General features: G+C 58.5%; 24 protein-coding genes. 10 read left to right on the top strand and 14 right to left on the bottom strand.

The genetic code is table 11. The features are described from left to right. Positions 1-11 precede the first annotated feature (11 nt). The 5 genes from lpxK to GOV38_RS15885 all read right to left on the bottom strand — a co-directional run bounded on the left by lpxK (position 12) and on the right by GOV38_RS15885 (position 6,236). Positions 12-1,013, bottom strand: coding sequence for a tetraacyldisaccharide 4'-kinase (lpxK, locus tag GOV38_RS15905; RefSeq protein ID WP_171209102.1), 1,002 nt, complete (start codon positions 1,011-1,013; stop codon positions 12-14). After that, positions 1,000-2,235: a 3-deoxy-D-manno-octulosonic acid transferase gene (locus GOV38_RS15900; protein ID WP_171209101.1), complete on the bottom strand. Its 1,236-nt coding sequence runs from the start codon at positions 2,233-2,235 to the stop codon at positions 1,000-1,002. The genes lpxK and GOV38_RS15900 overlap by 14 nt, the downstream gene beginning before the upstream one ends. Next, positions 2,232-3,032 carry a 3'(2'),5'-bisphosphate nucleotidase CysQ gene (locus tag GOV38_RS15895; protein ID WP_171209100.1) on the bottom strand — a complete coding sequence of 267 codons (801 nt, stop codon included), beginning with the start codon at positions 3,030-3,032 and terminating at the stop codon, positions 2,232-2,234. The genes GOV38_RS15900 and GOV38_RS15895 overlap by 4 nt, the downstream gene beginning before the upstream one ends. Next, positions 3,019-4,365 carry a TldD/PmbA family protein gene (locus GOV38_RS15890; protein ID WP_171209099.1) on the bottom strand — a complete coding sequence of 449 codons (1,347 nt, stop codon included), beginning with the start codon at positions 4,363-4,365 and terminating at the stop codon, positions 3,019-3,021. Before GOV38_RS15890 ends, GOV38_RS15895 begins: the two co-directional genes overlap by 14 nt. Before the next feature lie 347 nt (positions 4,366-4,712). Beyond that, positions 4,713-6,236, bottom strand: a complete 1,524-nt coding sequence (locus GOV38_RS15885; RefSeq protein ID WP_171209098.1) for a DUF2125 domain-containing protein — start codon at positions 6,234-6,236, stop codon at positions 4,713-4,715. A 134-nt stretch (positions 6,237-6,370) separates the two neighbouring features. Between GOV38_RS15885 and GOV38_RS15880 the strand changes: the two genes are divergently transcribed. The 3 genes from GOV38_RS15880 to GOV38_RS15870 are packed head-to-tail and all read left to right on the top strand — an operon-like array spanning position 6,371 to position 8,435. Next, positions 6,371-7,120 carry an SDR family oxidoreductase gene (locus tag GOV38_RS15880; RefSeq protein WP_171101371.1) on the top strand — a complete coding sequence of 250 codons (750 nt, stop codon included), beginning with the start codon at positions 6,371-6,373 and terminating at the stop codon, positions 7,118-7,120. After that, positions 7,117-7,725: an enoyl-CoA hydratase/isomerase family protein gene (locus GOV38_RS15875; RefSeq protein ID WP_171209097.1), complete on the top strand. Its 609-nt coding sequence runs from the start codon at positions 7,117-7,119 to the stop codon at positions 7,723-7,725. The genes GOV38_RS15880 and GOV38_RS15875 overlap by 4 nt, the downstream gene beginning before the upstream one ends. Next, positions 7,722-8,435, top strand: coding sequence for a VOC family protein (locus tag GOV38_RS15870; RefSeq protein WP_171209096.1), 714 nt, complete (start codon positions 7,722-7,724; stop codon positions 8,433-8,435). Before GOV38_RS15875 ends, GOV38_RS15870 begins: the two co-directional genes overlap by 4 nt. On the opposite strand, the gene GOV38_RS15865 is transcribed toward GOV38_RS15870, so the two are convergent. After that, positions 8,436-8,732 (bottom strand): HNH endonuclease, encoded by a 297-nt coding sequence (locus tag GOV38_RS15865; RefSeq protein WP_171209095.1) that lies wholly within the window; start codon positions 8,730-8,732, stop codon positions 8,436-8,438. Positions 8,733-8,777: 45 nt separating this feature from the next. Between GOV38_RS15865 and GOV38_RS15860 the strand changes: the two genes are divergently transcribed. Further along, entirely contained in the window at positions 8,778-9,965 is a 1,188-nt protein-coding gene (locus GOV38_RS15860) for a TIGR03862 family flavoprotein (protein WP_171209094.1), read from the top strand. Here the strand turns inward: GOV38_RS15860 and GOV38_RS15855 are convergent. The 5 genes from GOV38_RS15855 to GOV38_RS15835 all read right to left on the bottom strand — a co-directional run bounded on the left by GOV38_RS15855 (position 9,962) and on the right by GOV38_RS15835 (position 15,238). Then, positions 9,962-10,558 (bottom strand): glutathione S-transferase family protein, encoded by a 597-nt coding sequence (locus tag GOV38_RS15855; RefSeq protein ID WP_171209093.1) that lies wholly within the window; start codon positions 10,556-10,558, stop codon positions 9,962-9,964. The genes GOV38_RS15860 and GOV38_RS15855 overlap by 4 nt on opposite strands. A 69-nt stretch (positions 10,559-10,627) precedes the next feature. After that, on the bottom strand, positions 10,628-11,656 hold the full coding sequence (gene holA, locus GOV38_RS15850) for a DNA polymerase III subunit delta (protein ID WP_171209092.1): 1,029 nt from the start codon (positions 11,654-11,656) through the stop codon (positions 10,628-10,630). Then, positions 11,653-12,144: an LPS assembly lipoprotein LptE gene (gene lptE / locus GOV38_RS15845; protein ID WP_171209091.1), complete on the bottom strand. Its 492-nt coding sequence runs from the start codon at positions 12,142-12,144 to the stop codon at positions 11,653-11,655. The genes holA and lptE overlap by 4 nt, the downstream gene beginning before the upstream one ends. Continuing rightward, a complete protein-coding gene (leuS, locus tag GOV38_RS15840; protein WP_171209090.1) occupies positions 12,131-14,683 on the bottom strand; it encodes a leucine--tRNA ligase in 2,553 nt (850 codons plus the stop codon). Before leuS ends, lptE begins: the two co-directional genes overlap by 14 nt. A 72-nt stretch (positions 14,684-14,755) precedes the next feature. Further along, positions 14,756-15,238 (bottom strand): DUF3576 domain-containing protein, encoded by a 483-nt coding sequence (locus GOV38_RS15835; RefSeq protein WP_171101699.1) that lies wholly within the window; start codon positions 15,236-15,238, stop codon positions 14,756-14,758. 277 nt (positions 15,239-15,515) lie between these two features. On the opposite strand from GOV38_RS15835, the gene GOV38_RS15830 reads away from it, so the two are divergent. After that, on the top strand, positions 15,516-16,526 hold the full coding sequence (locus tag GOV38_RS15830) for a porin (protein WP_171101698.1): 1,011 nt from the start codon (positions 15,516-15,518) through the stop codon (positions 16,524-16,526). 100 nt (positions 16,527-16,626) lie between these two features. After that, the gene (locus tag GOV38_RS15825; protein WP_171209089.1) at positions 16,627-17,289 is read left to right on the top strand and encodes a YggS family pyridoxal phosphate-dependent enzyme; all 663 of its coding nucleotides are present in this window, start codon (positions 16,627-16,629) and stop codon (positions 17,287-17,289) included. Here GOV38_RS15825 and GOV38_RS15820 read toward each other — a convergent pair. Beyond that, positions 17,270-17,770, bottom strand: a complete 501-nt coding sequence (locus GOV38_RS15820) for a L,D-transpeptidase family protein (protein ID WP_171209088.1) — start codon at positions 17,768-17,770, stop codon at positions 17,270-17,272. The two genes, GOV38_RS15825 and GOV38_RS15820, sit on opposite strands and share 20 nt — an antisense overlap. Then, on the bottom strand, positions 17,767-18,861 hold the full coding sequence (ribA, locus tag GOV38_RS15815) for a GTP cyclohydrolase II (protein WP_171209087.1): 1,095 nt from the start codon (positions 18,859-18,861) through the stop codon (positions 17,767-17,769). The genes GOV38_RS15820 and ribA overlap by 4 nt, the downstream gene beginning before the upstream one ends. A 161-nt stretch (positions 18,862-19,022) precedes the next feature. Here ribA and GOV38_RS15810 point away from each other — a divergent pair, with 161 nt between their 5' ends. Together GOV38_RS15810 and GOV38_RS15805 are read left to right on the top strand one after the other, a co-directional pair. After that, the gene (locus tag GOV38_RS15810; RefSeq protein ID WP_171101346.1) at positions 19,023-19,709 is read left to right on the top strand and encodes a response regulator transcription factor; all 687 of its coding nucleotides are present in this window, start codon (positions 19,023-19,025) and stop codon (positions 19,707-19,709) included. Between the two features lie 243 nt (positions 19,710-19,952). Beyond that, entirely contained in the window at positions 19,953-20,270 is a 318-nt protein-coding gene (locus GOV38_RS15805; protein WP_171209086.1) for a hypothetical protein, read from the top strand. Between the two features lie 80 nt (positions 20,271-20,350). Here GOV38_RS15805 and GOV38_RS15800 read toward each other — a convergent pair whose 3' ends face one another. Continuing rightward, the gene (locus GOV38_RS15800; RefSeq protein ID WP_171209085.1) at positions 20,351-21,163 is read right to left on the bottom strand and encodes a DUF2189 domain-containing protein; all 813 of its coding nucleotides are present in this window, start codon (positions 21,161-21,163) and stop codon (positions 20,351-20,353) included. A 213-nt stretch (positions 21,164-21,376) separates the two neighbouring features. Between GOV38_RS15800 and GOV38_RS15795 the strand changes: the two genes are divergently transcribed. Then, the gene (locus GOV38_RS15795; protein ID WP_171209084.1) at positions 21,377-22,165 is read left to right on the top strand and encodes an exodeoxyribonuclease III; all 789 of its coding nucleotides are present in this window, start codon (positions 21,377-21,379) and stop codon (positions 22,163-22,165) included. Positions 22,166-22,251: 86 nt separating this feature from the next. Continuing rightward, on the top strand, positions 22,252-23,169 hold the full coding sequence (gene trxA / locus GOV38_RS15790; RefSeq protein ID WP_171132233.1) for a thioredoxin: 918 nt from the start codon (positions 22,252-22,254) through the stop codon (positions 23,167-23,169). Positions 23,170-23,190: the final 21 nt, after the last annotated feature.

The raw sequence follows: 23,190 nt of genomic DNA, 5'->3' as shown, positions 1-23,190 counted from the left end.
CTGCCTGGGCGTCACTTGGGCGAAGGGGCGACGTTCAAGACCATCTCTTTCACCCGATCGTGCTCTGCCACTTGCAGTCGCACGGGTAAGGTGATGACCTTGGCCTGAAAGGCCCGGGGTAGGCGCACCGCATCCTTTTCCGTTGTCACCATTTGTGCCCCCAGCAAGCGGGCTTCATTTTCCAGCCGTGTCATTAACGCGGGTGTCAGAGGCTGGTGGTCATCCAGGGCCTCTGCGCGCAGCAGCTCGGCCCCTTGTTGCCGCAATGTGCGAAAGAACTTTTCCGGGTGGCCGATTCCGGCAAAGGCCAAAACCTGCGTTGTGGACCAATCCATCCCGGTTTGCAGAGCGGTGACCTCGCCTTTGGCCTTGGGGATGGTGATCGCGCTCCCCCAGCTTTGTGTAAACTGGTCTTGTGCGTCAGAATCGCCCAAAGACAGCACCAAGTCGGCGCGTTTCAGACCGACGCTAACCGGCTCTCGCAAAGGGCCTGCGGGGATGCATCGCCCGTTCCCGAAGCCATTGGCCGCATCGACGACGATGATCGAAAAATCCTTGGCGACCGTTGGGTTCTGAAACCCGTCATCCAACACGATGACCGTCGCGCCCGCCTCGACGGCGGCTTTGGCGCCCGCTGCGCGATCCTTGGCGACCCAGACTTCGGCGAAGGCGGCCAGCAACAGAGGTTCGTCTCCGACCTCAGCCGCGCTGTGTTGGTTGGGATCGACCTTCACAGGCCCGTCCAATGCTCCACCATGCCCGCGCGTGACCACATGGGGGTGGTGCCAACTGTCGCGCAACACCTCCAACAGCCAGATCACGGTTGGGGTTTTTCCGGTTCCGCCCGCGTTCAGGTTGCCGACACATATTACGGGAATACCGGGCCTATAGGCCTGTCGAGACGCGACCCGGCGCGCTGTGGCGGCGGCATAAAGGCTGCCCAATGGCGACAACAGCCGCGCGCGCAGTCCGGGATTGTCAGCCGGCATGTTCCAAAAGTCAGGTGCGCGCACGGTTGGCTCTTCCCTTGTCCAGATAGTGCTGGACCAACTCTATCAGATCATCTGTCTGCGGCGCACCTTCGGTCACCAATTCCCATCCCGCCAGTGCCATATCTGCCGTGCGATCCGGCGCCAGAAGGTCAACGACCGTGTCGCCCAGCTCTGTTGCTGTACGCACCGTCACCGCCGCACCCGCCGAATCCAGTCGGTGATAGCTGTCGCTGTGGTGGATGACATAAGGACCATGGATCACCGAGGACCCCAATGCTGTCGACAGCAAAGGGTTCTGCCCGGTCGCGCCGCGCTCCAGAGATGTTCCCATAAAAGTCACGGGGGCCACCCGGTGCCACAGGCCCAGATCCTCGTCCGATGCCGTCAGAATGACTTGCGTATTGTCTTCAATTTGCTGCCCTTCGTCCCAGTTGGAACAGCGCAAATCCATAGCCTCAAGCCGCCGGTTCAAAGGGTCGGCTTCTGCAGTGTCGGCAACATGCAAAACCAGGGCAAGCCTTGGCAACAGCCGCATGGCCTGCCGATGTGCGCTTAGCACGGAAATGAACTCGGTGTCCTGAACCCAAGCAGCCAGCCAGACGGGGCGACCGCCCAAAGCATGGTTGGTTTCGATCAACTCATCTTCTGGCCAAGGTTGGGGATCAGGGCTAATGCGCAGCGGTGAGGATACAGAAACCTTCGACGAAGCAATCCCATACCTTCGAATTTGGCGGGCCGTGTTTTCGTTGCAAGTCTCAATCCTGTCAAAGCAATCCAGCGTAAAGCGCGTGATATCCGGCAGCCAGCGCCCCGAGCGCGACATGACAAGATCGACGACGCCTTCGAGCAAGATCATCGGAATGGCTTTTTCTTCCGCGCGGTTGATCAGATTTGGCATCAAGCCACCGCCGATCCAGATGCAAAGATCTGGCTGCCAATGGTCCAGAAAGGCGCGTGCCGGTCTTGGTTGATCAGGCGGTAGCGGTACAACTGGCCACAGGCTGTTGGACCAATCCGAAATGTTTGCGTCAGACGGGGCGGTCAGTAAAAGCGAAACATCCGGTCGCGCAGCCAGAAGCCTGCTGGCGAAGTCTTCGATCACCGGCAATTTCTCGGGGCTGTTCAGATGCAGCCAAAGTAGCTCACCCTCAGGTCGCGGTGGCAGGTCGCGACCCATTGTCTGCGGCACACCCCAGGACAGAATCCGGTACGCCGCAAGGCTGAGAGAGCGGGGTTTGCTCATTCAGGCAACCCGGCGCTGGTTTGATCGAGTTGCCCAAGCAACACTTCATGCAGATGCGCGCCGGCGGCCAATACGCCGTTCAGGCGCGGATGTGCATTGTTGAACCGCAGCGCAGTGCCTTTGCGGTCGGTGCAACAGCCACCTGCCTCACGCAGGATCAGATCCCCCGCGGCGATGTCCCATTCCCAGCTGGGGCGTAATGTCAGCATGCCGTCAAACCGGCCCTGCGCAACAAGCGCCATCCGATAAGCCAGTGAAGGGCGATAGACTCGCTTGAATTCCGGTACATTCCCGGCTTGCCAGTGGTGGGGTGCAAGGTTTGGCTTGGCTGCAAGCACCTCTGCTTCGGTCAAACCCCCAGGCTCCGAAACTCGTATCGGAGTTCCGTTCAGCGTGGCGCCCTGCCCAGCGGCGGCGGCGTAAAGAAGATCACGCATCGGCAGATAAATCACAGCAGCGGTCACAATGCCATTTTCGGAAATGGCGAGCGAATGGGCCCAGGTTTTTGACCCTTCGGCAAAGCTGCGGGTGCCGTCAATCGGATCGATGATAAAAACCGCGTCTTTGCCCAGTCGGTCGTCCGTGTCTTCGGTCTCTTCGCTAAGCCAGCCATAGCCGGGTCGCGCGGATTGCAGCTTGCGCTCCAGCATTTCGTTGACCGCCAGATCCGCCTCGGTCACTGGCCCTGCACCGTCGGGCTTGTCCCAGCGCTGCGCTTGTGGGCCCGAATACCGCGTCGCGATTTGCCCCGCTTCCTGTGCGGCGTCGATCAGCAGTGACAGGTCAGTTGCCGGCAAGTGTCATCCCTTCGATCAGGATCGACGGAACCACCCGCGACAGATAGGTCCGCGCGTCATTCGCCGGGATGATGCGCATCAGCATATCGCGCAGGTTGCCCGCAATTGTACATTCGTTGACGGGATAGGTGATCTCACCGTTTTCAACCCAGAACCCAGATGCCCCGCGCGAGTAATCTCCGGTATTGGGGTTGATCGTCGAACCGATCATCGACGTCACCAAAAGCCCCGTACCCATGTCGCGGATCAGGTCTGCGCGGCTTTGGTCGCCTTGTGTGAGGGCGAGGTTCCAATTGCTGGGTGACGGTGGGCCAGAAACACCCCTTGCTGCATTCCCGGTTGACGTCATTTCGAGCTTTCGAGCGCTTGACAGGTCGAGCGTCCACCCGGTCAACACACCGTTTTCCACAATGGCGCGGCGACGGGTCGGCAGCCCCTCGGCATCAAAGGGCCGCGAACCCGAAATACGCGGGCGGTGGGGGTCTTCGATCAGCGACAGCGTTTCAGGCAGCACCTGTTCGCCCAGACTGTCCTTCAGCCACGACGCGCCTAGCGCAATTGCGGCACCATTGCTGGCCCCCAGCAAGTGGCCGATCAGCGACGAGGAAATGCGTTCGTCAAACAAGACCGGAAAGCTCCCGGTCTCGGGCTGCCGTGCGCCCACCAGCGAAACTGCGCGTTCCCCAGCCGACTGCCCGATCTCGGACGGATCACGCAAATCGGCCTGAAAACTGCGGCTGTCTCCGTCATAGTCGCGTTCCATCCCGGTGCCTTCACCAGAAATGGCAACGCAGGATGTGGACCTGCTGGTCCGCGCATAACCGCCCGAGAAGCCATTGGTCGCAGACAGGTGAACCCGGTGCATGCCGTAGCCCGCCGCTGCGTCCGAGACCTGACTGACACCTTCCACTGCCATGGCCGCAGCCTCGGCTTGTAGCGCATCCTGCATCAGCGCTTCGGCTGTGGGCTCCGGTGAAGGATCACAAAGCTCTAGCGCGTTCAGATCCCAATCCTGAATCAGCTGGTCTGCAGCCGCCAGCCCGGTAAACGGATCCTCCGGCGCTTCCTTGGCCATGGCTACGGCCCGCTCGGCCATTGCGGCCAGAGTTTCGGGGCGGCTGTCCGAACTGGACACGATCGCCTGCTGTTTGCCCAGAAACACCCGCAGACCCAGATCCGTGCCCTCGGCCCGTTCGGCGTGCTCCAAAGCCCCTTCGCGAACTTCGACGGAAACCGAGGTGCCGTCGATCACGATGGCGTCTGCCGCCTCGGCCCCGGCCTTGCGCGCGGCGTCCAACAACTGATGGCTGATGTCTTCGGGTGTTCGGGTCATGCGGCCTCCGGTCTGATTCAAATGGACCTAGCCTTGCGCGGGCAAGCCCGCAAGGGTCGAAGCCAATTTACCGGGCGTTTTGCCGGGCTATCCACAGGGTTTGACAAACAGTTGAGATATAGCCGCGCCGGTGCTTAGCTGCTGTTGAAGGCGAAACGATCAGAGGTTTCGCGATTACCCGCGACATGATGGATTCTGCGGGACCGTTTGAACCCGGCGCATATCCAAAAAGTTGGTCTGAAGATTCATATCCGCAAGATCGCACTGCAGGGTTCTGTTCGCTGCGTCGTCTTGGGTGACGTTCGGAAAAGATTGGGGAAGGCAGGCACTCCGCCTTCCCCAAGAAATTACTTCAGACGCTGGCCATTCGCGAGGATCTGGCCATCCTCGGTGAATTCGATCTTTGAATTCAACGTGTCGGGCTCTTCGCCCGGTACGGCCATCAGACCCATCATCATACGCGCCCCAAGCGCGTCATTCTCGGTGATCAAACCCATACCGATCAACTTGTCGATCAGTGCGTTGGCGCCCACCAATTGCAGATTGGCGACACCCGCAGGCGTCGGCATCCCGCCAAAGGCCTGGGTGTTGGTGTTGTCAAAGGTGAAATCGCCATCGCCGGTCAGTTTGGCGCCAACCAGCGAAACAAGCAGTTCGTTTATTTTCAGCGAATGCAGTTCACCTGGCGTTACGTCGCCGGTTGCGAAGGTTTCGACCGCTTCCTCGTCCATGAAATCAACCAGAACCTTCCCGGTTCCGCTTGTGTCAACGACAATGGTCGCCGGATCGCGTGGCAAGGATTCTGCCGGGTCAAACAGGCTCCACAAGACATCCGACATGGTGAAATCGGTGAGGTTCATGCCAAAGCTGAACGATTGAACTTCGTCCGAGGCCATCAGCGGGAAGTCGAATTTGAATCCCGCCTTTTCCATCGCAACTTCAATCGGGAATGGCAGATCAGCTGTGGTCACTGCGACTTTGGCGCTGTTCTGTTCAACATCGTAGGCAAGATGTCCCGCGTCGATGCTGCCGGCAAGGCGACCACCCTCGGAACTACTGCTCAGAGAAAAGCTTTCGCCTTCGGCAGTGCCTTGGACTTCCGCACTGCCTGACCCATAGGTGAAAGAGCCTTCGCCCGAGAAACCAGCGTCATAGAAGGCCTGAACATCGGTCGCGTCCACATTGGTTGGAATGGTCGATTTACCTTCCATCACCAATTGTCCCATTTGGCCGCGGATCTGTCCGGCGTCATCGCTTTCAGGATCGTCGAACACAAATGCGTAGGTGGCGTCACTTGCGGTGAAGCTTTGATCAACATCGCGTTTTTCGCCAACCAGCATGCGGGTCTTGCCCGTCACGTTATTGATAGAAATATTCGCGCCCATGGCGTCTTGCGGAATGGTTTCGTCGCCAACCGTGATTGAAGTCAAATCCAGGGTCAGGTTATCCGCGACATAATCATAGACGATATCTTCGGGTGTTCCGGAAACGTCCATCGACAAACCGGAATTGGTATACTGAATTTCAGCAGAAAACTCTTCACCTTCTCCGGCGCCGCTCAGAATGATCGGAAAGCTTTCAGGGAAGGTCAGGCTGACTGTACCGTCGCCATTTTCAGTCATGGTCATTTCGGGCATGGTGATTTCGATCTGCCCATCGGTGTCTGGCAAATCCAAGGCCATGACTATGTTCGAAATTGTCGTGACATTGCCCGACGTGGCCTCGTCGCCGGTGACAGTGTACCCGACGCTGGCCATGTATGATTGCCAATCGGCCCAAACATCCTTGGCGGTGACGTCAGCAAATGCGCCTTGTGCAACCACAGCATAGGCCAGTACCGCGCCGCAACTGCGGTGGAGGAAAACAGACATAGGAGAACCCTTCTCAATCAAATTTGACGGCATCGTCGTGCCTGCCGTTAGCGCCGTCAAGGGGCAAGGGGTGGACCTATTCCCCTTTTGCACGTTACGACTTGGCGAAGAATTTGGATCCAAGGGATTAGCATATGTCGATGCAGGGAAAAACTGTACTGATTACGGGCGCCAGCCGCGGTATCGGAGCTGAAGCAGGGCGCGTATTTGCCGCAGCAGGGGCCAATGTGGTTCTGGTTGCGCGCAGCGGCGATCAAATTAACGCCTTGGCGGCAGCGCTTGGCGAGAATGCAATGGCGCTCAGCTGCGACGTGAGCGATTTTGCGCAGGTCGAACAGGCGGTCGCTGATTGCGTTGACCGGTTTGGCGGGCTGGATGTTCTGGTCGGCAATGCCGGGGTCATTGATCCGATTTTTCATATGTCCAATGCGGATGTGGCGGCTTGGAGCGCGGCGATTGACATCAACCTGAAAGGCGTCTTCTACGGAATGCGCGCGGCATTGCCCGTCATGCGCGCGGCTGGGGGTGGGACGGTGCTGACCGTGTCCTCGGGTGCGGCCTCGAACCCTGTTGAGGCCTGGAGCCATTATTGCGCGTCCAAAGCCGGGGCCAAGATGCTGACCGAGTGCCTGCATCTGGAAGCGGCGCATCATGGTATCCGCGCGATGGGTCTTTCCCCTGGTACGGTCGCGACCGATATGCAGCGGGTGATCAAGGCCAGCGGCATCAATCCCGTAAGCCAACTGGATTGGGATGACCATATCCCGGCTGACTGGCCCGCCCGCGCGCTGCTTTGGATGTGCACGGAGGATGCGGATGAGTTTCTTGGCACCGAGATTTCATTGCGCAACGAAGACATTCGGGCGCGGGTCGGTCTTAAGTGATCGACCTGACCAAGGAAGACGGGCTTTGGATTGTCACGCTGAACAACCCCGATAAGGCCAATGCGCTGACCGGCGCGATGCTGTCCGATCTATTGCAAATTGCCCAAGATGCGACAGAGGCGCGGGCCTTGATCCTGACAGGCAAAGGCAGGGTATTCAGCGCCGGGGCTGATCTGGATGAGGCACGCGCAGGGCTTGCCACATCAGACCTGTGGGAAAAGCTGTCGGGCGCGATTGCTGCATTGCCTTGCCTGACGGTCGCTGCCCTGAACGGCACGCTGGCCGGAGGTGCCAACGGCATGGTCTTGGCCTGCGATCTGCGCATCGCTGTACCCGAGGCCAAGGTGTTCTACCCGGTGATGAAGTTGGGCTTTTTGCCTCAGCCCTCGGATCCAAAGCGTATGGCCGCCTTGATTGGCCCGGCGCGGACCAAGCTGATCCTGATGGCCGGACAAAAGATCACCGCCGCCGAGGCCTATGAGTTTGGCTTGATCGACCGCGTCGTCGAGCCTGACGCTTTGATGCCAACGGCGCGCGCTCTAGTGGCCGACAGTCTGGCGGCCAAACCTGAGATCGCGGCAGGGATCGCCGAGCAGTGCCGATGAGGATGTCGGCCCTAAAGCTGCGCGTGGCCGATCCGGAAGTATTGGCCAGGTTCTACCGCGATCTGCTGGGCATGCGGATCCAAGCCGACGGTGAGGCCCGGCGCGTCGGCTATGCCGGTGTGGACGCTGATCTGCTGCTGCTGCCGGGTGGTGGAGGCTTCACGGCGGATCGGGGTCAACGGTATTGGAAGATCGGAATTACCTTGCCGAATGTCGATCTGGCGGCCCGGCACTTGAACGACATCGGCATTCCGGTCAGCGCCCCACGCCAGTTTCAGGACATCGGCTATATGTGCCACCTGAGTGACCCCGCAGGGTTCGAGATCGAACTTTTGCAACAGGATTTCGAAGGCAATCGGCCTGAAGGTGCCGGCGATCCTGATGCCCCATTCGCAGAGGCCACGATTGGCCAGATCACCCTGCGCACCGGTGATATTGCGGCAGAGGACGCGATATGCCGTCGTTTGGGAATGCGCCTGCTGTCAGTGCAGGATGTGGCGGATTATGGCTTTGATCTGCATTTCTATGCCTTCACCGACGAAATTCCACCCGATGCCGATCTGTGGGCCGTGGAGAACCGCGAATGGTTGTGGAAGCGCCCTTATACAAACTTGGAATTTCAGCATATTACCGATGCGCAATTTGCGCCGGTGCCTGACTATCAAGGCATTGAAATCGAGGGCCGCGACACACCGATCTTTCGGAACTAATCACCGCCCCCGCCGCTTGCCCGGCACTTTCGATTGAAACCCGGGCGGGCGTTTTCGAACCCAGGTCAGAAATTTCTCAAGCCGGGGGTGGCCGCGCAGGCTTTCAACGGTGTAGTAGCTGCGGGCCAGCTCGGCCTCAGTCAGGGTTGCGTGCACTTCCTTGTGGCAAATCTTGTGCAGCAGAACCGTTGGCCCGCCCTTGCCTCCTTTGAGTTTTGGGATCAGATGGTGCAGGCTGCCACCGCCCTCGGGGATCGGGCGGTCGCAAAGCGGGCAGGTCGGTGTACCATCGGTCATCGCAAGAAACTCGCGTGGAAACAGGGCGAAGGCAAGAGGGCAGCAATGGCGCAGGCAGTGGTGATCGGGGCAGGACCCGCCGGGTTGATGGCCGCCACGCAGCTGGCCGCTGCCGGGCACAGCGTTTTGGTGGCCGAAGCCAAGCCTTCGGTTGCACGCAAATTCCTGATGGCAGGGAAATCGGGCCTGAACCTGACCAAAGACGAGCCTTTTGACAAACTGATCAACGCCTACGGGCCAGCCGCGGAATGGCTGCGACCGATGATTGGTCAAATGGATGCCAGGGGCGTCCAAGACTGGGCCCAAGATTTGGGGCAAGAGCTGTTCACCGGATCAACAGGCCGGGTGTTTCCGACCGTGATGAAAGCCTCGCCGCTTTTGCGAGCGTGGCTGGCTGAACTGACCGACACAGGCGTGCAGATCAAAACGCGTTGGCGCTGGGCTGGATGGGACGGCAAAGACCTTCTGTTTGAAACACCTGAGGGCGTGCAGCACATTCAGCCGAATGCCACTGTTCTTGCGATGGGCGGGGCCAGTTGGGCGCGGTTGGGTTCGGACGGTGCTTGGGCCGAGCTTTTGGCGCAGCGCGGGGTTTCCTTGCAGCCGTTTGCCCCAACAAACGCGGCCTTGTCGATGGATTGGAGCCCCCATATGCATCCCCATTTTGGGTCTGCGCTGAAATCAGTGCGCTGGAGCGCGGGGTATCAAACCAGTCGCGGAGAGGCCACGATTTCCGCCAAAGGGCTGGAGGGTGGGGGGCTCTACCCGCTGACGCCAGAGTTACGCAGTGGTGCGCCCTTAGTCGCCGATCTTCTTCCCGACGTCACGCTGGACGTCCTGCGTGATCGTTGGCGGGCAAAGAAACCCAAGGCGACGCTGACCCATTGGTTTAAGAACACGCTGCGGCTGACGCCTCAGAAAATCGCTTTGTTTCACGAGATGTCCAAAACCCAAGGAACGGCACAGGACGTGCCCGAGCTTCTGAAACACCTGCCAATCCACCACGCCGGTCTGCGCCCAATGGATGAGGCGATCTCGACCGCTGGGGGGGTGACGCGCGACGCGGTGGACGACGCTTTGATGCTCAAAGACATACCGGGCGTGTTCTGCGCCGGGGAGATGCTGGACTGGGAAGCGCCCACAGGGGGCTATCTGCTGACGGCCTGTTTGGCCACCGGGCGTTGGGCGGGGCGCGCCGCCGCAGATTGGCTTGATCAGCGCTTGCCGGGTTAGGCTTTTGCCGCCATCTCGGCCATTCTCATATGGGCCGGTCGCGCGCGCATTTCTTTACCATAGGCGCTCAGAACATCCGAGTTCAGGGGGAAGCCAGAGTTTCGGGCCCAGCTCATGCAGTGGATCAGCAAGATATCGGCGATGGTCATCTTGTCGCCCATCAGGAACGGCCCCTTAAAGCGCTTTTCCAGCCGTTGGAAATTGCGATCAAACTCCCATTCGACTGACGCGCGAATGGCCGGGACCCGCTTGTCTTCCGGCAGTATGAAACTGTGGCGCGCAGCCACCCACAAAACGGCGTCGATCTCATCCAGAATGGTGTGGAACAGCGCATCTTGCTCGGCCCGATCAAGAGTGCCAGCCGGATAGGTCAAGGCCCCATGTTTGTCCGCCAGATACGTCATAATGGCTGAACTGTCGGAAATGGCGCGGTCACCGTCGATCAGTACCGGAACCTTTCCCGAGGGGTTCAGGGCCCATATCTCGGGTGTCCGAGGCGCAGCGGGCTCTAACTCATATGGCGCGCCGATCTCTTCCAACATCCAGATCACCCGCGATGTGCGGGTCATGACGGGGCCGTAAAGCTTGTACATGAGTCTATCCTGCTGATTGCCTTTGCGCAGTGTGCTGACGCTAGGGGCCGGGTCAAGCGAAACCCTTTCTCAGCGTGACCGCGCAAGCATCGCCAGGCGGATCATGGCCCGTTCGACCAAGGCCATGGCCGGAGCGGTTTGCCCGGCCGAGCGCAGCGCCAGGTCGGTATCTGTCAGAACGGTCAGCGCGGTTTGCAGTTTGGGTGCCCCCCACCCCTGCGCCTGTCGCAAGATCCGGTCCCGCCGCTTGCCATAAACCGGCGGGCGCAGTTTGCCGATTCCCTGGGCCGCACCGCCCGGGTCCGACGCACAAGCGTAAAGCGTGCGAAAATGCCGGGTCGCCCCGATACACAACGTGACCCCATTGGTCCCTTGCGCCTGCAACCGGCGGATCAGCGGCCCGATCTGACCGGGTTGCCCTTCGGCCACCACGTTCAGAACATCGTCCAGGGCTGCCTCGTTGGATTGCGGCGCGCAGGCTTCGATGTCATCAATGCTCAACTCACTTGGGTCATCCCGCTTGTAGAGCGAAAGCTTTTCGACAGTCTGCGCAAAATCACCGGGGCTGAGGCTCACGGCCAGCTCACTCAGGGCTGCCATCATGTCGCGCGGTACATTTTGCAACCCGGCGGTGCTGACAATTCGCTCAACTTCGGCGCGCGACGGGGGATCATCATAGATACCAACGGCATAGGCGTTCGCGTGGCTCTCAAATGCCTTGCGAATCTTCGAGCTGGGTTTGAGTTGACCAGCTGTCACGATGATCTGCGCGTCGCCGGGGGCCCAATCCTCCAGCGCGGATATCAGTGCCTGGGCTGCTGCGTCGGTCGTGTCTTCGACAAAGACCGCACGCGGGCCGGGAAAGAACCCTACCGCTTTGATCGCATCAAGCACCAAAGTTGGGTCGCCGCGCAGATCTGATCCGGGCATCCGTGTCAGACGCATCTCTTCTTCAGCCCCGGGGCCGAGCAACGCGGCCTGCACCTGTTGACGCTTCAGAGCCACGCGCATGCCATCTGCGCCGTAGATCAGCAGACCTGTTTTGCCTGCGTCCGGCTTGGCGAAATACCCTTCGGCCTCACGCGGGCTCAACTTCATGAGGCAAGACCGGGCGTAGCATAGAGGCGATTCACGATTTGATCTGACAGAATCACCATCAGCCGCTCCCGCGCCGCGCGTTCATCGGCCAGTGCAGATACGGTCGAACCCGCTGCTGAATAAGACACAAAATCCGACACTTGGCCCGATGCCAGAACCTGACCGGTATCGGATGAGGTCAGGGTGAAATTGGCACGGCCATCGATATTGAGCCGATCTGTCTCGTTTGATGTTGTGATCGAAGCTGCCCGCGTGTTGGTCGTAACGTTCACTGCAAGGGCAAAGTCACTGGTCGAAGTCGCGCTGCGACCTAAACGACGCTCAAGGCTCTGCACCAGCAAGAAGCTTTCGACAGAGTTCGGCGCAGAAACTTTCACCCGTCCGTTCAGCGTATCACCCGCGCCGCCCGGCGCATAAACCGGCTCGAACCCGCAGGCGGCGAGCACCAGCGGCATAAGCAACAGGGATCTGCGGTTAAACGACGACATTCACGATCCGGCCCGGAACAACGATCACTTTCTTGGGTGTGGCGCCGTCCAGCGCCCTTTGCACAGCTTCGGTGCTGAGCGCCAGTTTTTCAACCTCGTCCTTGGGCAAATCCTTGGCTACGCTGATTTCCGCGCGGCGCTTGCCGTTGACCTGAATTGGCAAGGTCACCGTGTCATCGACCAGCATCGCCTCATCTGCGACAGGCCAGGGGGCCGTGGCAACGAGCCCTTCGCCGCCCAGCATCTGCCAAAGCTCTTCGGACAGGTGAGGTGTCATCGGCGACATCAGTTGCGCCAGGGTTTTGGCGGCCTGGCGTTTCGCATCGGTCCCGGCCTTGGACTTCGCCAATGTGTTGGTGAAGGCATAGAGCTTGGCGATCGAGGCATTGAAGCCAAAGGATTCGACGCCGCCCGACACGTCGTGGATGGCCTTGTGCATCTCGCGCAGCAGGGTTTCGTCCTCTGCATTGGCGGGAATGTCTGAGTCGACGATCTCGGAGGCGATGCGGTGCACACGGCTGAGGTGCTTGAAAGCGGCTTCAGCGCCCGACGCGGTCCATTCCACGTCGCGCTCGGGTGGCGAATCGGACAGCACGAACCAGCGCGCTGTGTCGGCACCAAAGGCGGAGATGATGCTGACGGGGTCGACCACATTCTTTTTGGATTTCGACATTTTGGCCGAAGGGATGATCTCGACCTCGGTGCCATCTGCCAGCTTACCATCCGTTACCTCTTCGGGCAGGTGATAGACAGGGCGGTCGTTTTTGTCCCTAGTCTGGTAGATCTCATGCGTCACCATGCCCTGCGTAAACAGGGCATCAAACGGCTCGATGGCCTTTTTCGGCAGATGTCCGGTTATGTTCATGGCCCGCGCAAAGAACCGCGAATAGAGCAGGTGCAAAATCGCGTGTTCGATGCCGCCGATATACTGGTCGACATTCATCCAGTATTCGGCCTCGGCCAGCACGGTCGGGGTTTCGGCGCGGGGCGCGGTGAAACGGGCGAAATACCAAGACGAATCCACAAACGTGTCCATCGTGTCTGTTTCGCGCTTGGCAGGCGCTCCGCAGGACGGGCAGGCACAATCGCGCCAGTTCGGGTGGCGGTCCAACGGGTTGCCTGGGATCGAAAAGTCGATCGGATTGCCATCGCCATTGTCGTAGGGCAGCTGGATCGGCAGGTTTTCTTTCTTCTCGGGCACCGTGCCGCACGTATCGCAATGAACCACGGGAATCGGGCAGCCCCAGTAACGCTGACGGCTGAGGCCCCAATCGCGCAGGCGGTATTTGGTTACACCTTCGCCCCAACCGGCCTTTTCGGCGAAATCCACTGTTGCGTTGATCGCTTCATCTCCGGTGGCTTCGGTCAAACCAGCGAAATGGTTCACCCAGCGGACCTTTTCGGTCTTGGGTGGAACAAAAGCGATTTTGTCGACGGGTGTGTCATCCTCGAGCTCAAAGAAAGTATCGATCACCGGCAGGTCGTATTTCCGGCAGAAATCCAGGTCGCGCTGATCATGGGCCGGGCAGGCAAAGATCGCACCGGTGCCATAGTCCATCAGGATGAAATTGGCGATCCAGACCGGCAGCTCCCAATTCGGATCCAGCGGGTGCTTGACCTTGATGCCGGTGTCATAGCCCAGCTTCTCGGCCGTCTCAATTGCCTCTTCTGTCGTTCCGCCTTTGCGGCATTCGGCAACAAATTCAGCGACTTCGGGGCTTTCAGCCTCAAGCTGCTTGGCAATCGGGTGATCCGGTGAAATCCCGACGAAAGATGCGCCCATCAGAGTGTCGGGCCGGGTGGTGTAGACAGTGATCGGATCTCCGCCATCTGTGCGTTCGAACCCAAATTGCAGACCACGCGATTTACCGATCCAGTTCTCCTGCATCAGCCGCACCTTGGCAGGCCAGTTGTCCAGCGTGTCGAGTGCGCTCAGCAATTCCTCGGAGTAGTCCGAGATCTTGAAGAACCATTGTGTCAGCTCGCGACGCTCCACCAAAGCGCCCGAGCGCCAGCCACGGCCGTTTTCCACCTGCTCATTGGCCAGAACGGTCATATCGACCGGGTCCCAGTTTACCACCGCGTTCTTGCGATAGACCAACCCGGCCTCGAGCATGTCCAGAAACAACGCCTGCTGCTGGCCGTAATATTCCGGGTCGCAGGTGGCAAATTCGCGCGACCAATCGATCGACAGACCCAGCGGCTTCATCTGCCCACGCATGTCGGCGATGTTGCTGTAGGTCCAGTCTTTCGGGTGGCCGCCGCTGGCCATTGCCGCGTTTTCGGCAGGCATGCCAAACGCGTCCCATCCCATTGGGTGCAGCACGTTGTGGCCGGTTGCCAGCTTGTGGCGGGCGATGACGTCGCCCATCGTATAGTTGCGCACATGCCCCATATGGATTCGGCCAGACGGGTAGGGGAACATCTCAAGCACATAGTATTTCGGCTTGTCCGCCTTGTGGTTGGCGACAAAGATTCCGGCCTTCTCCCAGGCCTCTTGCCATTTTGCTTCGATTTCGTTGGCCGAATAGCGCGACATTGTGCGGTCCTTGGTGAATGAAAACGCCGGGTGAGAACCCGGCGTGGTAATAGTGTGATTTTCGGCGGGTTGCTAGAACTTACTGTCTGCGATGCGTAGCTGGCGGGCACGTGACAGAATCGCGTCTTCAACCGCACGCGTGGTTGCAGCACTCACAGGTGCGCCACCGCTGGTTTGCAATGCAACCGAAAGCGAGCGCGCCGCAAGCGCAGGATCGCTGATATGTACCGTGGCCCGATATGAGCGCCCGCCACCGGGCGGTGTGCCGTAGCCGGTAACAATCACGCCGGTGAACGGATCAACCTCTTGAATCGGCAGGAAGTTGAGAATATCCAACGATGCCGTCCATAGATACCGGTTCACGTTGGTGATCTGCTCATTATTGTTCGGTCCAAAGACATCCCATATCGACGTACGATTCGGATCATTCAGCTCACGCTCTTCGGTAGAACTGCCGTCGGCTGTTAAAACACTGGCATCCCCGGGGGGCGGGGCTCCGCAGGCTGAGACCGTGACGCTTGCAATCACCAAACCCATAATCGTCATCAGGCGCATCGTCAGAAAGTCCTGTATCGCTTGTTTTAACTTGTTCGCCATACTCCTAGAGAAGGACCCGACCTGCAACAAGTGTATTCTTTAAATGCTTGCGCGCCCGAAGGCGTGAATGCGGTCAAAACCGACTGTGACATCCTTGCACCAATTTAGGCCGAAAGACGGCAGTTCTAATATGCCAAGCTTGCGTAAAGGGGGGGAAAAGAGCGAAACGGTTCCCGTGCTGAGACGTGTGCTGTGCGCTCGTCGAGTAGAAAAACTTTTAACCGAGGGAAACAAGATGAAAAAAGTTCTCTTCGCAACGACTGCGCTGATTGCCACCGCCGGCGTTGCATCCGCCGAAATCAACTTCAGCGGCCTGGGCCGTTTTGGTATTGGCTACCAAGAAGACCGCATTGGTTCGGTTCCGAACATTCCGACAACCACCGGTCAAGGTACAACAGCTGTTGTTGACACCGACGACACAATCCTGATCTCGCGCTTCCGTCTGAACATCGACGGGAATGCTGAAACTGATGGCGGCGTTGAATTCTCGGCTCGTGTTCGTCTGCAAGCTGACGAAAACGCCGGCAACGGTGAAGCCAACACCGCTAGCCTGAGCGGCGCGCGCTTCTCGGTCATCTACGGCGGTTTGCGTGTTGACGCTGGCAACGTATCGGGTGCCTTCGACAACTTGGCAAACTACTACGGTAACGAGCCTGGTCTGGAAAGCTTCATCGGTCAGTATTCGGGTGTTAACTACAGCTTCCTGGCCTTCTCGTCGACTGGCGCCGGTTCAAACGCCGTGTTCTTCCAGTACGCAGTTGGTGACTTTGCATTCGGTGCTTCTTACGACCAGGCAACATTTGCCGTTGGTGGTGTTCCTCAGGACGCAGACCGTTGGGACGTGAGCGCGACCTACACCTTCAGCAACGTCACTGCCGCTCTGGCTTATGGTGAAACTGATGCCGGTTTCGGCGGTTCCAACCCGAGCTTGCTGGTTCTGACCCTGGGTGCCGAATTCGGCGATTTCTCGGGTACAGTGTTCGTAGCTGACGACCAAACTCAAATTGCTGCCACAGACGGCACTGCATGGGGTGTGTCGGCAGCCTTCAACGTTGGTTCGGCTCTGACCCTGACCGCCGCTTACGGCGACGGTAACGCAGACGCAGATACCCAGCAGTACGGCATCGGCGCCATCTACGACCTGGGTGGCGGTGTATCGCTGCGCGGTGGTGTAGGTGTAAGCGATTGCGACATCTGCGCGGACTCTTCGACACGTGCGGACTTCGGTGTTCAGTTCAACTTCTAAGTTGATCTAGACACAAAGTTCTGGGGCAGGTCTTCGGACCTGCCCTTTTCTTTTGCCCCAGCATCGTGTTTCTCTGCAGCAAACACAGGACGAGGGGCAAATGTCGCTGCAGGAAATCACCAAACGAATCTCGAATGCCGAAGCCGCCGCCGGGCGCGCATCGGGCTCTGTTGATCTGATCGCAGTGTCCAAGGTGCAGCCAATTGAGCGTGTCGAAGCCGTGTTGCAACAAGGCCACCGGTGTTTTGGTGAAAACCGAGTTCAGGAAGCCGCGACCAAGTGGCCTGATTTCAAAGAGCGATTTGACGGTATCGATCTACACTTGATTGGCCCTTTGCAGACAAACAAAGCGCGCCAAGCAATGCAGCTTTGCAACGCCATCCATTCGGTCGACCGGCCAAAATTGGCCAAAACTCTGGCGCGCTTGGCGCAAGAGATCGGGTCCTGCCCTGACCTTTTTGTTCAGGTAAACACGGGCGAGGAAGAGCAGAAGGCGGGAATACTGCCTGCAGAGGCTGACGCTTTCATCACTGAATGCCAAAGCCTGGACCTGCCGATCCGAGGTTTGATGTGTATTCCGCCAGTCGATGAAGAACCTGCGCTGCATTTTGCCTTGCTGGCCAAGATAGCAGAGCGCAACGGTTTGACCGGACTTTCGATGGGCATGAGCAGCGATTTTGAATCGGCTATTGCGCTTGGTGCGACCCATGTGCGCGTCGGCTCGGCCATTTTTGGTGCGCGGGTCAGGCCCGAGGCACAATAACCCGCGTGCCGGGTGACACATGTCGCGCGATCCAACGCAAATGGTCACGACGAAAGGCCAGGCACCCTTCGGTCGGATAACCGCGCCGCCGCCATTGATGCAGAAAAATCGCTGATCCGCACCCTGGAACCGTATTGGGCCAGTTCCAATCCGTCAGCAACACCAGATCATATAGAGGGTCCGCACGGCGCAGTTTCTCATGGCTGTGCGGATAGGGTGCCCGGACCCAATGGTTATAGGCCACATCCCTAGAATCATCCGACCAAAGGTCGCCGGGGCCAATCGGTTTGGCCCAAGATGTTGGCTGCGCCAACCGGTCGGGACGATAGAGCATTCCGACGATGCGCAATACGCCAGTGGGCGTTGCCCCGTCACCTTCACGCTTTTCGTTGCTTAGACCACCTTTGCCGATCGAGCAGGGGAACATCCGTCCAAGAAAACGCACGCCATTCGGCGTCAGAACCAGATCCGCAGGACTCACAACAGATGCCCGGATTTCGCTGCTTTGGTCGCCAGATACGCACGATTATGCGCTGTTTCGCCAACTTTCAGCGGGACGCGTTCGGTTACAGCAATCCCTGTGCGCTCCATCATCGCAATCTTCGCCGGGTTGTTGGTCAGCAACCGTACGGCCCCAAAGCCCAGCGACTTCAGAATATCCGAACCCAGGCGAAAATCGCGCTCATCATCCTCAAACCCAAGTCGATGGTTGGCCTCGACCGTGTCGAACCCCTGATCCTGCAGAAAATAGGCTCGCATCTTGTTTGCAAGCCCGATGCCACGCCCTTCCTGGTTCAGATAGAGCAGAACCCCTTCGCCCTCGGACCCCATCTGAGCCAGTGCGCCGCGCAGTTGCGGGCCGCAATCGCATTTCAGGCTGCCCATCAGGTCACCTGTAAAACAGGCCGAGTGCAATCGGGCCAAAACCGGCTTGCTGCGGTCGGGGCGGCCGATTTCAATTGCGTAATGTTCCTCACCACCGTCTTCTGGACGATAAACATGCAATCGTCCGGCCTCGGACACCTCCATCGGCAGCCGCGCGGCGACCACTTCGCGAAGGGGGCTGCGATCTGCCAGATGCGGTGCCGCGCGCGTATGATCAATGCAAGTCAGGCCGTGGGCGGCTGCAAAACTGCGGCCATCCTCGATGGGTGCGATGACCGCCGCTGGCAGGATTCGCGCTGATTTGGTCAAAGCAATTGCGATGCGGTGCAGATTGGCATTGCCCAGCCGCTCGGTCATCAACGGACCCTTCATCGGGGTGTTCAGGTCATCAGACGGATCAGCCACGGCCTGAACCCATGCATGATCAGCATCAGCCGGAATCATGACGCGCGCTAGGTCGCCATCATACGCTCGTGCTTTGAGGGTTTCGGCCCGCCTTCCTGTGATCGCCACCACTAGGCTATCCCCGAGGGCGCGTAAGTCAGCAAGGCGCTGCGGGCTGAGTGTCTCGCACGCAACGGCCAGAACGCTGTTTCCAGTATCATCCACCAGCACGACTGGAACGCCCATACGCAGATCAGCCCGCGCGCGCGCCAGCAATTCGGTGATGTCCGGAATAAGACTCATGCCTGTTACCCTGTAACGTTTCGCTCATTTCCTAGCGGGATTGATCAGAAATGTGAAACATTTCCTATACATCAGACACGAGGGCGTGAGACCGTTGCAGTAAACCTTGTTGATTGACGCGAGCGCGCGCAATTGATTGACAGGACGAAGGAGGACCGGACATGGCTCAGCTCAAGAAAATCCTGCTGGTGGATGACGATGAAGATCTGCGCGAGGCGCTTAGCGAGCAACTTGTGATGACCGAAGATTTCGACGTTTTCGAAGCGTCGGACGGAGCATCCGCAATGGAACGCGCACGCGAAGCGATCTATGACCTGGTCATCCTTGATGTTGGTCTTCCCGACACAGACGGTCGTGAGCTGTGCCGCCTGATGCGCAAGCAAGGCGTCAAAAGCCCGGTCCTGATGCTGACAGGTCATGACAGCGATGCGGATACGATCTTGGGTCTGGATGCGGGCGCCAATGACTATGTCACCAAACCGTTCAAGTTCCCGGTTCTTTTGGCCCGCATTCGCGCGCAACTGCGCCAGCATGAGCAATCCGAAGACGCCGTCTTTGTTCTGGGCCCCTATACGTTCAAGCCAGCCATGAAAATGCTGATCACCGAAGATGACCGCAAGATTCGTCTGACCGAGAAAGAGACGAATATATTGAAATTCCTCTATCGCTCGACCGATGGCGTGGTGGCCCGCGATGTGCTGCTGCACGAGGTCTGGGGCTATAATGCGGGGGTTACAACCCACACATTAGAGACACATATCTATCGCTTGCGGCAGAAAATCGAGCCTGATCCGTCGAATGCGCGCCTTTTGGTCACAGAATCCGGCGGATATCGTCTGGTGTCTTGATCCAAGGTAGAATGATGTGGATCAAAGTGATACCGTATAGGTGAGATAACATACCCCATCCCGCGCATGTCCGGGTTATGACATGTACCTCCCTGTTGGACTGCCGGGCCTGATGGCCCGGCTTTTTTTGTGAGGTTATAGGGTGGAGAGCCAACTCCCCCTTCAGATCGACAAAGATAAAGATTGAACTTGCCAAGCTGTTCGGCTCCAAGTCGAAAAAGCGTGAAATAGCGATGACATCAAATGAAAATCCTATGCAAATGCGGAACCGTGATACGAGACCAGACCGATTATCTTCCACACAAAGCCTATGTCATAGGTGACAAAGATTATTTTGAGTTTCTTGATTTGGTTGATGCAGCCATTTTGAGCAAAGATGAGAATCGAGAACGTCTGCTTGAGAATGTGCGCGGTGCAGAGCCAAGCCGCTTAGCCTGGGAATGCAATAGCTGCGGCAGGCTATTTTTCGATGCCAAAGACGGAAAACTCGTCGAGTACCTGCCGCAAAACAGCAAAGCGAACCGGATCTTCGACCGGCCCGGAAAGCCACCAATACAGTAGCGTGCTAAACAGCCTATTGGCTCTTTTGTCTGGGTGGCCGAATAACGGCGCCCGCGTCCGAAGCAGGTATCACAGGCAGTCTAACCTTCGTCAGCCGGAATGGCGCGTTGATACAGGTGCCATGTGGTGTGACCCAAGATCGGAAGGGTGAAGATCAGGCCCAGAAAGGCCGGTACCAGTGAGAGCAGTACGGTGACCGAGATGATCGCAGCCCAGCTGAGCATCACCACCGGATTTTCGGTGACCACACGGACCGAGGTCAGCATGGCGGACACGAAATTGGTGTCTCGATCCAGCAACATGGGCATGGCAACTACGGTGACCGAGAACAGGACCGCAGACAAAGCCGCGCCGACGCAGGTTCCTATGGCAAGGAAGGTCCAGCCTTGCGGTGTAAGGAATACAGTGTTCAAAAACCCGCCAAAGTCCGAAAAGGACGCATCCTGCAGAATAATCGCCAGCCATAGCCGGATCTGGTAGGTCCACACCCAGAAAATGAACAGGGTAACAAAGGCCATCCAGCCCATCTCGCGCTTGCGCTGTTTGGCCATCACGGTCAGGATCTCTGCCCAGCCAAACGGCTCTCCGGTCTGCAATCGTCGTGACATTTCATAAAGCCCCGCAGCCGCGAAGGGTGCGACCAGTGGAAAACCGACAGCAGCGGGAATGATCATCCAGATCTTGCCAAGCCAGACGAGGCACCACACAAACAGAACCCCGAAAACCGCATAGAACAGGCCGAAAAAGCCGCTCATAAAAGGGCGCGCCAGAAAGTCGGCAAACCCAGCCTTGAGCGAGGCGGTGATATCAGCGGCGGTCAACGTATTGACCTTGTATTCACCCGGTCGCCGTGCACCCGTGTCCTCGGGTGGGGTTGCTGTCTTCGATGTCATGACACGTTCCTCCATATGGCGCTGAACGATGTGTCTGTTGGTCCGGTGGAAAGACCGACCTTTCTCGTAGTGTGCCTTAGGGGTTCATTTTGAGCAAGTGAAGCGGCTTTGCGCAGACCTGCCGGGTGCAGTGTCACCGACGGTCTTTTCTCATGGCAACCTCTGCTACACCGCGTTAACCTCCGGCCAATTGCGACAAAGGAATCCTCCGCTATGCCTTTTACCCTTGCCACTTGGAACATCAACTCGGTCCGCTTGCGAGAGCCTATCGTGCTGAAATTGCTGGAAGAAGAGGCCCCGGATATTCTGTGCCTGCAAGAGTGCAAGTCGCCGGTGGAAAAGATCCCGACCGAAGGATTTGCCGCGCTGGGCTATACGCACATGATTGCGCGCGGACAGAAGGGCTATAACGGTGTCGCCATCCTGTCGCGCCTGCCGATTGAGGAAGTAGGCGATAAGGATTTCGCCGGCCTTGGCCATGCGCGCCATATTGCCGGACGGTTGGATAACGGAGTGACCATTCACAATTTCTATGTTCCGGCAGGGGGCGATGTGCCGGATCGTGAGGTGAATGAGAAGTTTGGTCAGAAACTCGACTACCTCACCGATATGCGCGACTGGTTCCACAGCGAGAAGCCTGCAAAATCCATTCTTGTGGGCGATCTGAACATCGCCCCGCGCGAAGATGATGTATGGTCGCATAAACAATTGCTGAAAGTCGTCTCGCACACGCCGATTGAGGTCGAGCATCTGGCCGAGACGAAAGATGCTGGCGGTTGGGTCGACATAACGCGGCAGGACATCCCCGAAGGTCAGCTTTATAGCTGGTGGTCGTACCGCGCGCGCGATTGGGATGCGGCGGATAAGGGGCGCCGCTTGGATCACGTCTGGGCCACGCCCGATATTTCGAACGCAGGCCATTCCAGCCGCATCCTGCGGGACGCGCGCGGATGGGAAAAACCCAGCGATCATGCACCTGTTTTCGCAACATTCGACGTCTGAGACCTAGAAAAACACCTATTTGCGCCTTGGTTTCCGCGACAGGCGGTTGCATATAAGGCGCAAAGACGAACCTGAAAGTGAAAGCCATGGACCTTCTGAACGGCGCAGACAGCACCCCAGCCAGTGATTTGATCAAGGACGGAACCGAAGCCACTTTCATGGCCGACGTGGTCGAAGCCTCGCAAGAGGTGCCGGTGATCGTGGACTTCTGGGCGCCGTGGTGCGGCCCCTGCAAGACGTTGGGCCCCATGTTGGAAGAGGCCGTAACTGCCGCCAAAGGTGCGGTGAAGATGGTCAAGATCAACGTGGACGAGGCGCAGATGATCGCCTCGCAAATGCGCATCCAGTCGATCCCGACCGTTTATGCGTTCTCCAAAGGTCAGCCGGTGGATGGTTTTCAGGGTGCCGTACCGGGGTCCGAGATCAAGGCGTTTGTTGATCGTGTGATCGAAGCCGCCGGTGGTGAGAGCCCAGGCGGTCAGCTTGAGGATGCGGTGCAAGCTGCCGAGGAAATGCTGGCCGAAGGCGCTGCGGTGGATGCTGCGCAGACATTTGCGGCCATTTTGGGCGAAGATCCCAACCATGCAGGTGCTTATGGCGGCCTGGTCCGCTCGCATATCGCCTTGGGCGATCTGGAACAGGCCGAGGCCATCCTGAACGGAGCACCCGCAGAGATCTCGGCAGCCCCCGAAATCGAAGCCGCCCATGCGCAACTGGAGCTTGCCAAACAGGCTGCGGACGCGGGCCCTGTGGGCGAGCTGACCGCCGCGGTCGAGGCCGAGCCGGACAATCATCAAGCGCGGTTTGATCTGGCGCAGGCGCTACACGCCAATGGCGATGTAGAAGAGGCGGTTGCGCAATTGCTTGAACTGTTCCGGCGTGACCGCGAATGGAACGATGGTGCGGCCAAGGCGCAGCTGTTCACGATCTTTGATGCGCTCAAGCCCAATGATCCGGTGGTGCTGAACGGGCGTCGAAAACTCAGCTCGATGATATTTGCCTAAATCGTGATCAGGGCTAAGTTC

This window comes from Ruegeria sp. HKCCA5839, from assembly GCF_013035585.1.
Lineage (GTDB): Bacteria > Pseudomonadota > Alphaproteobacteria > Rhodobacterales > Rhodobacteraceae > Ruegeria.
Note: the sequence above shows the minus strand (reverse complement) of the source record. Positions and strands in the feature narration are given on the sequence as shown.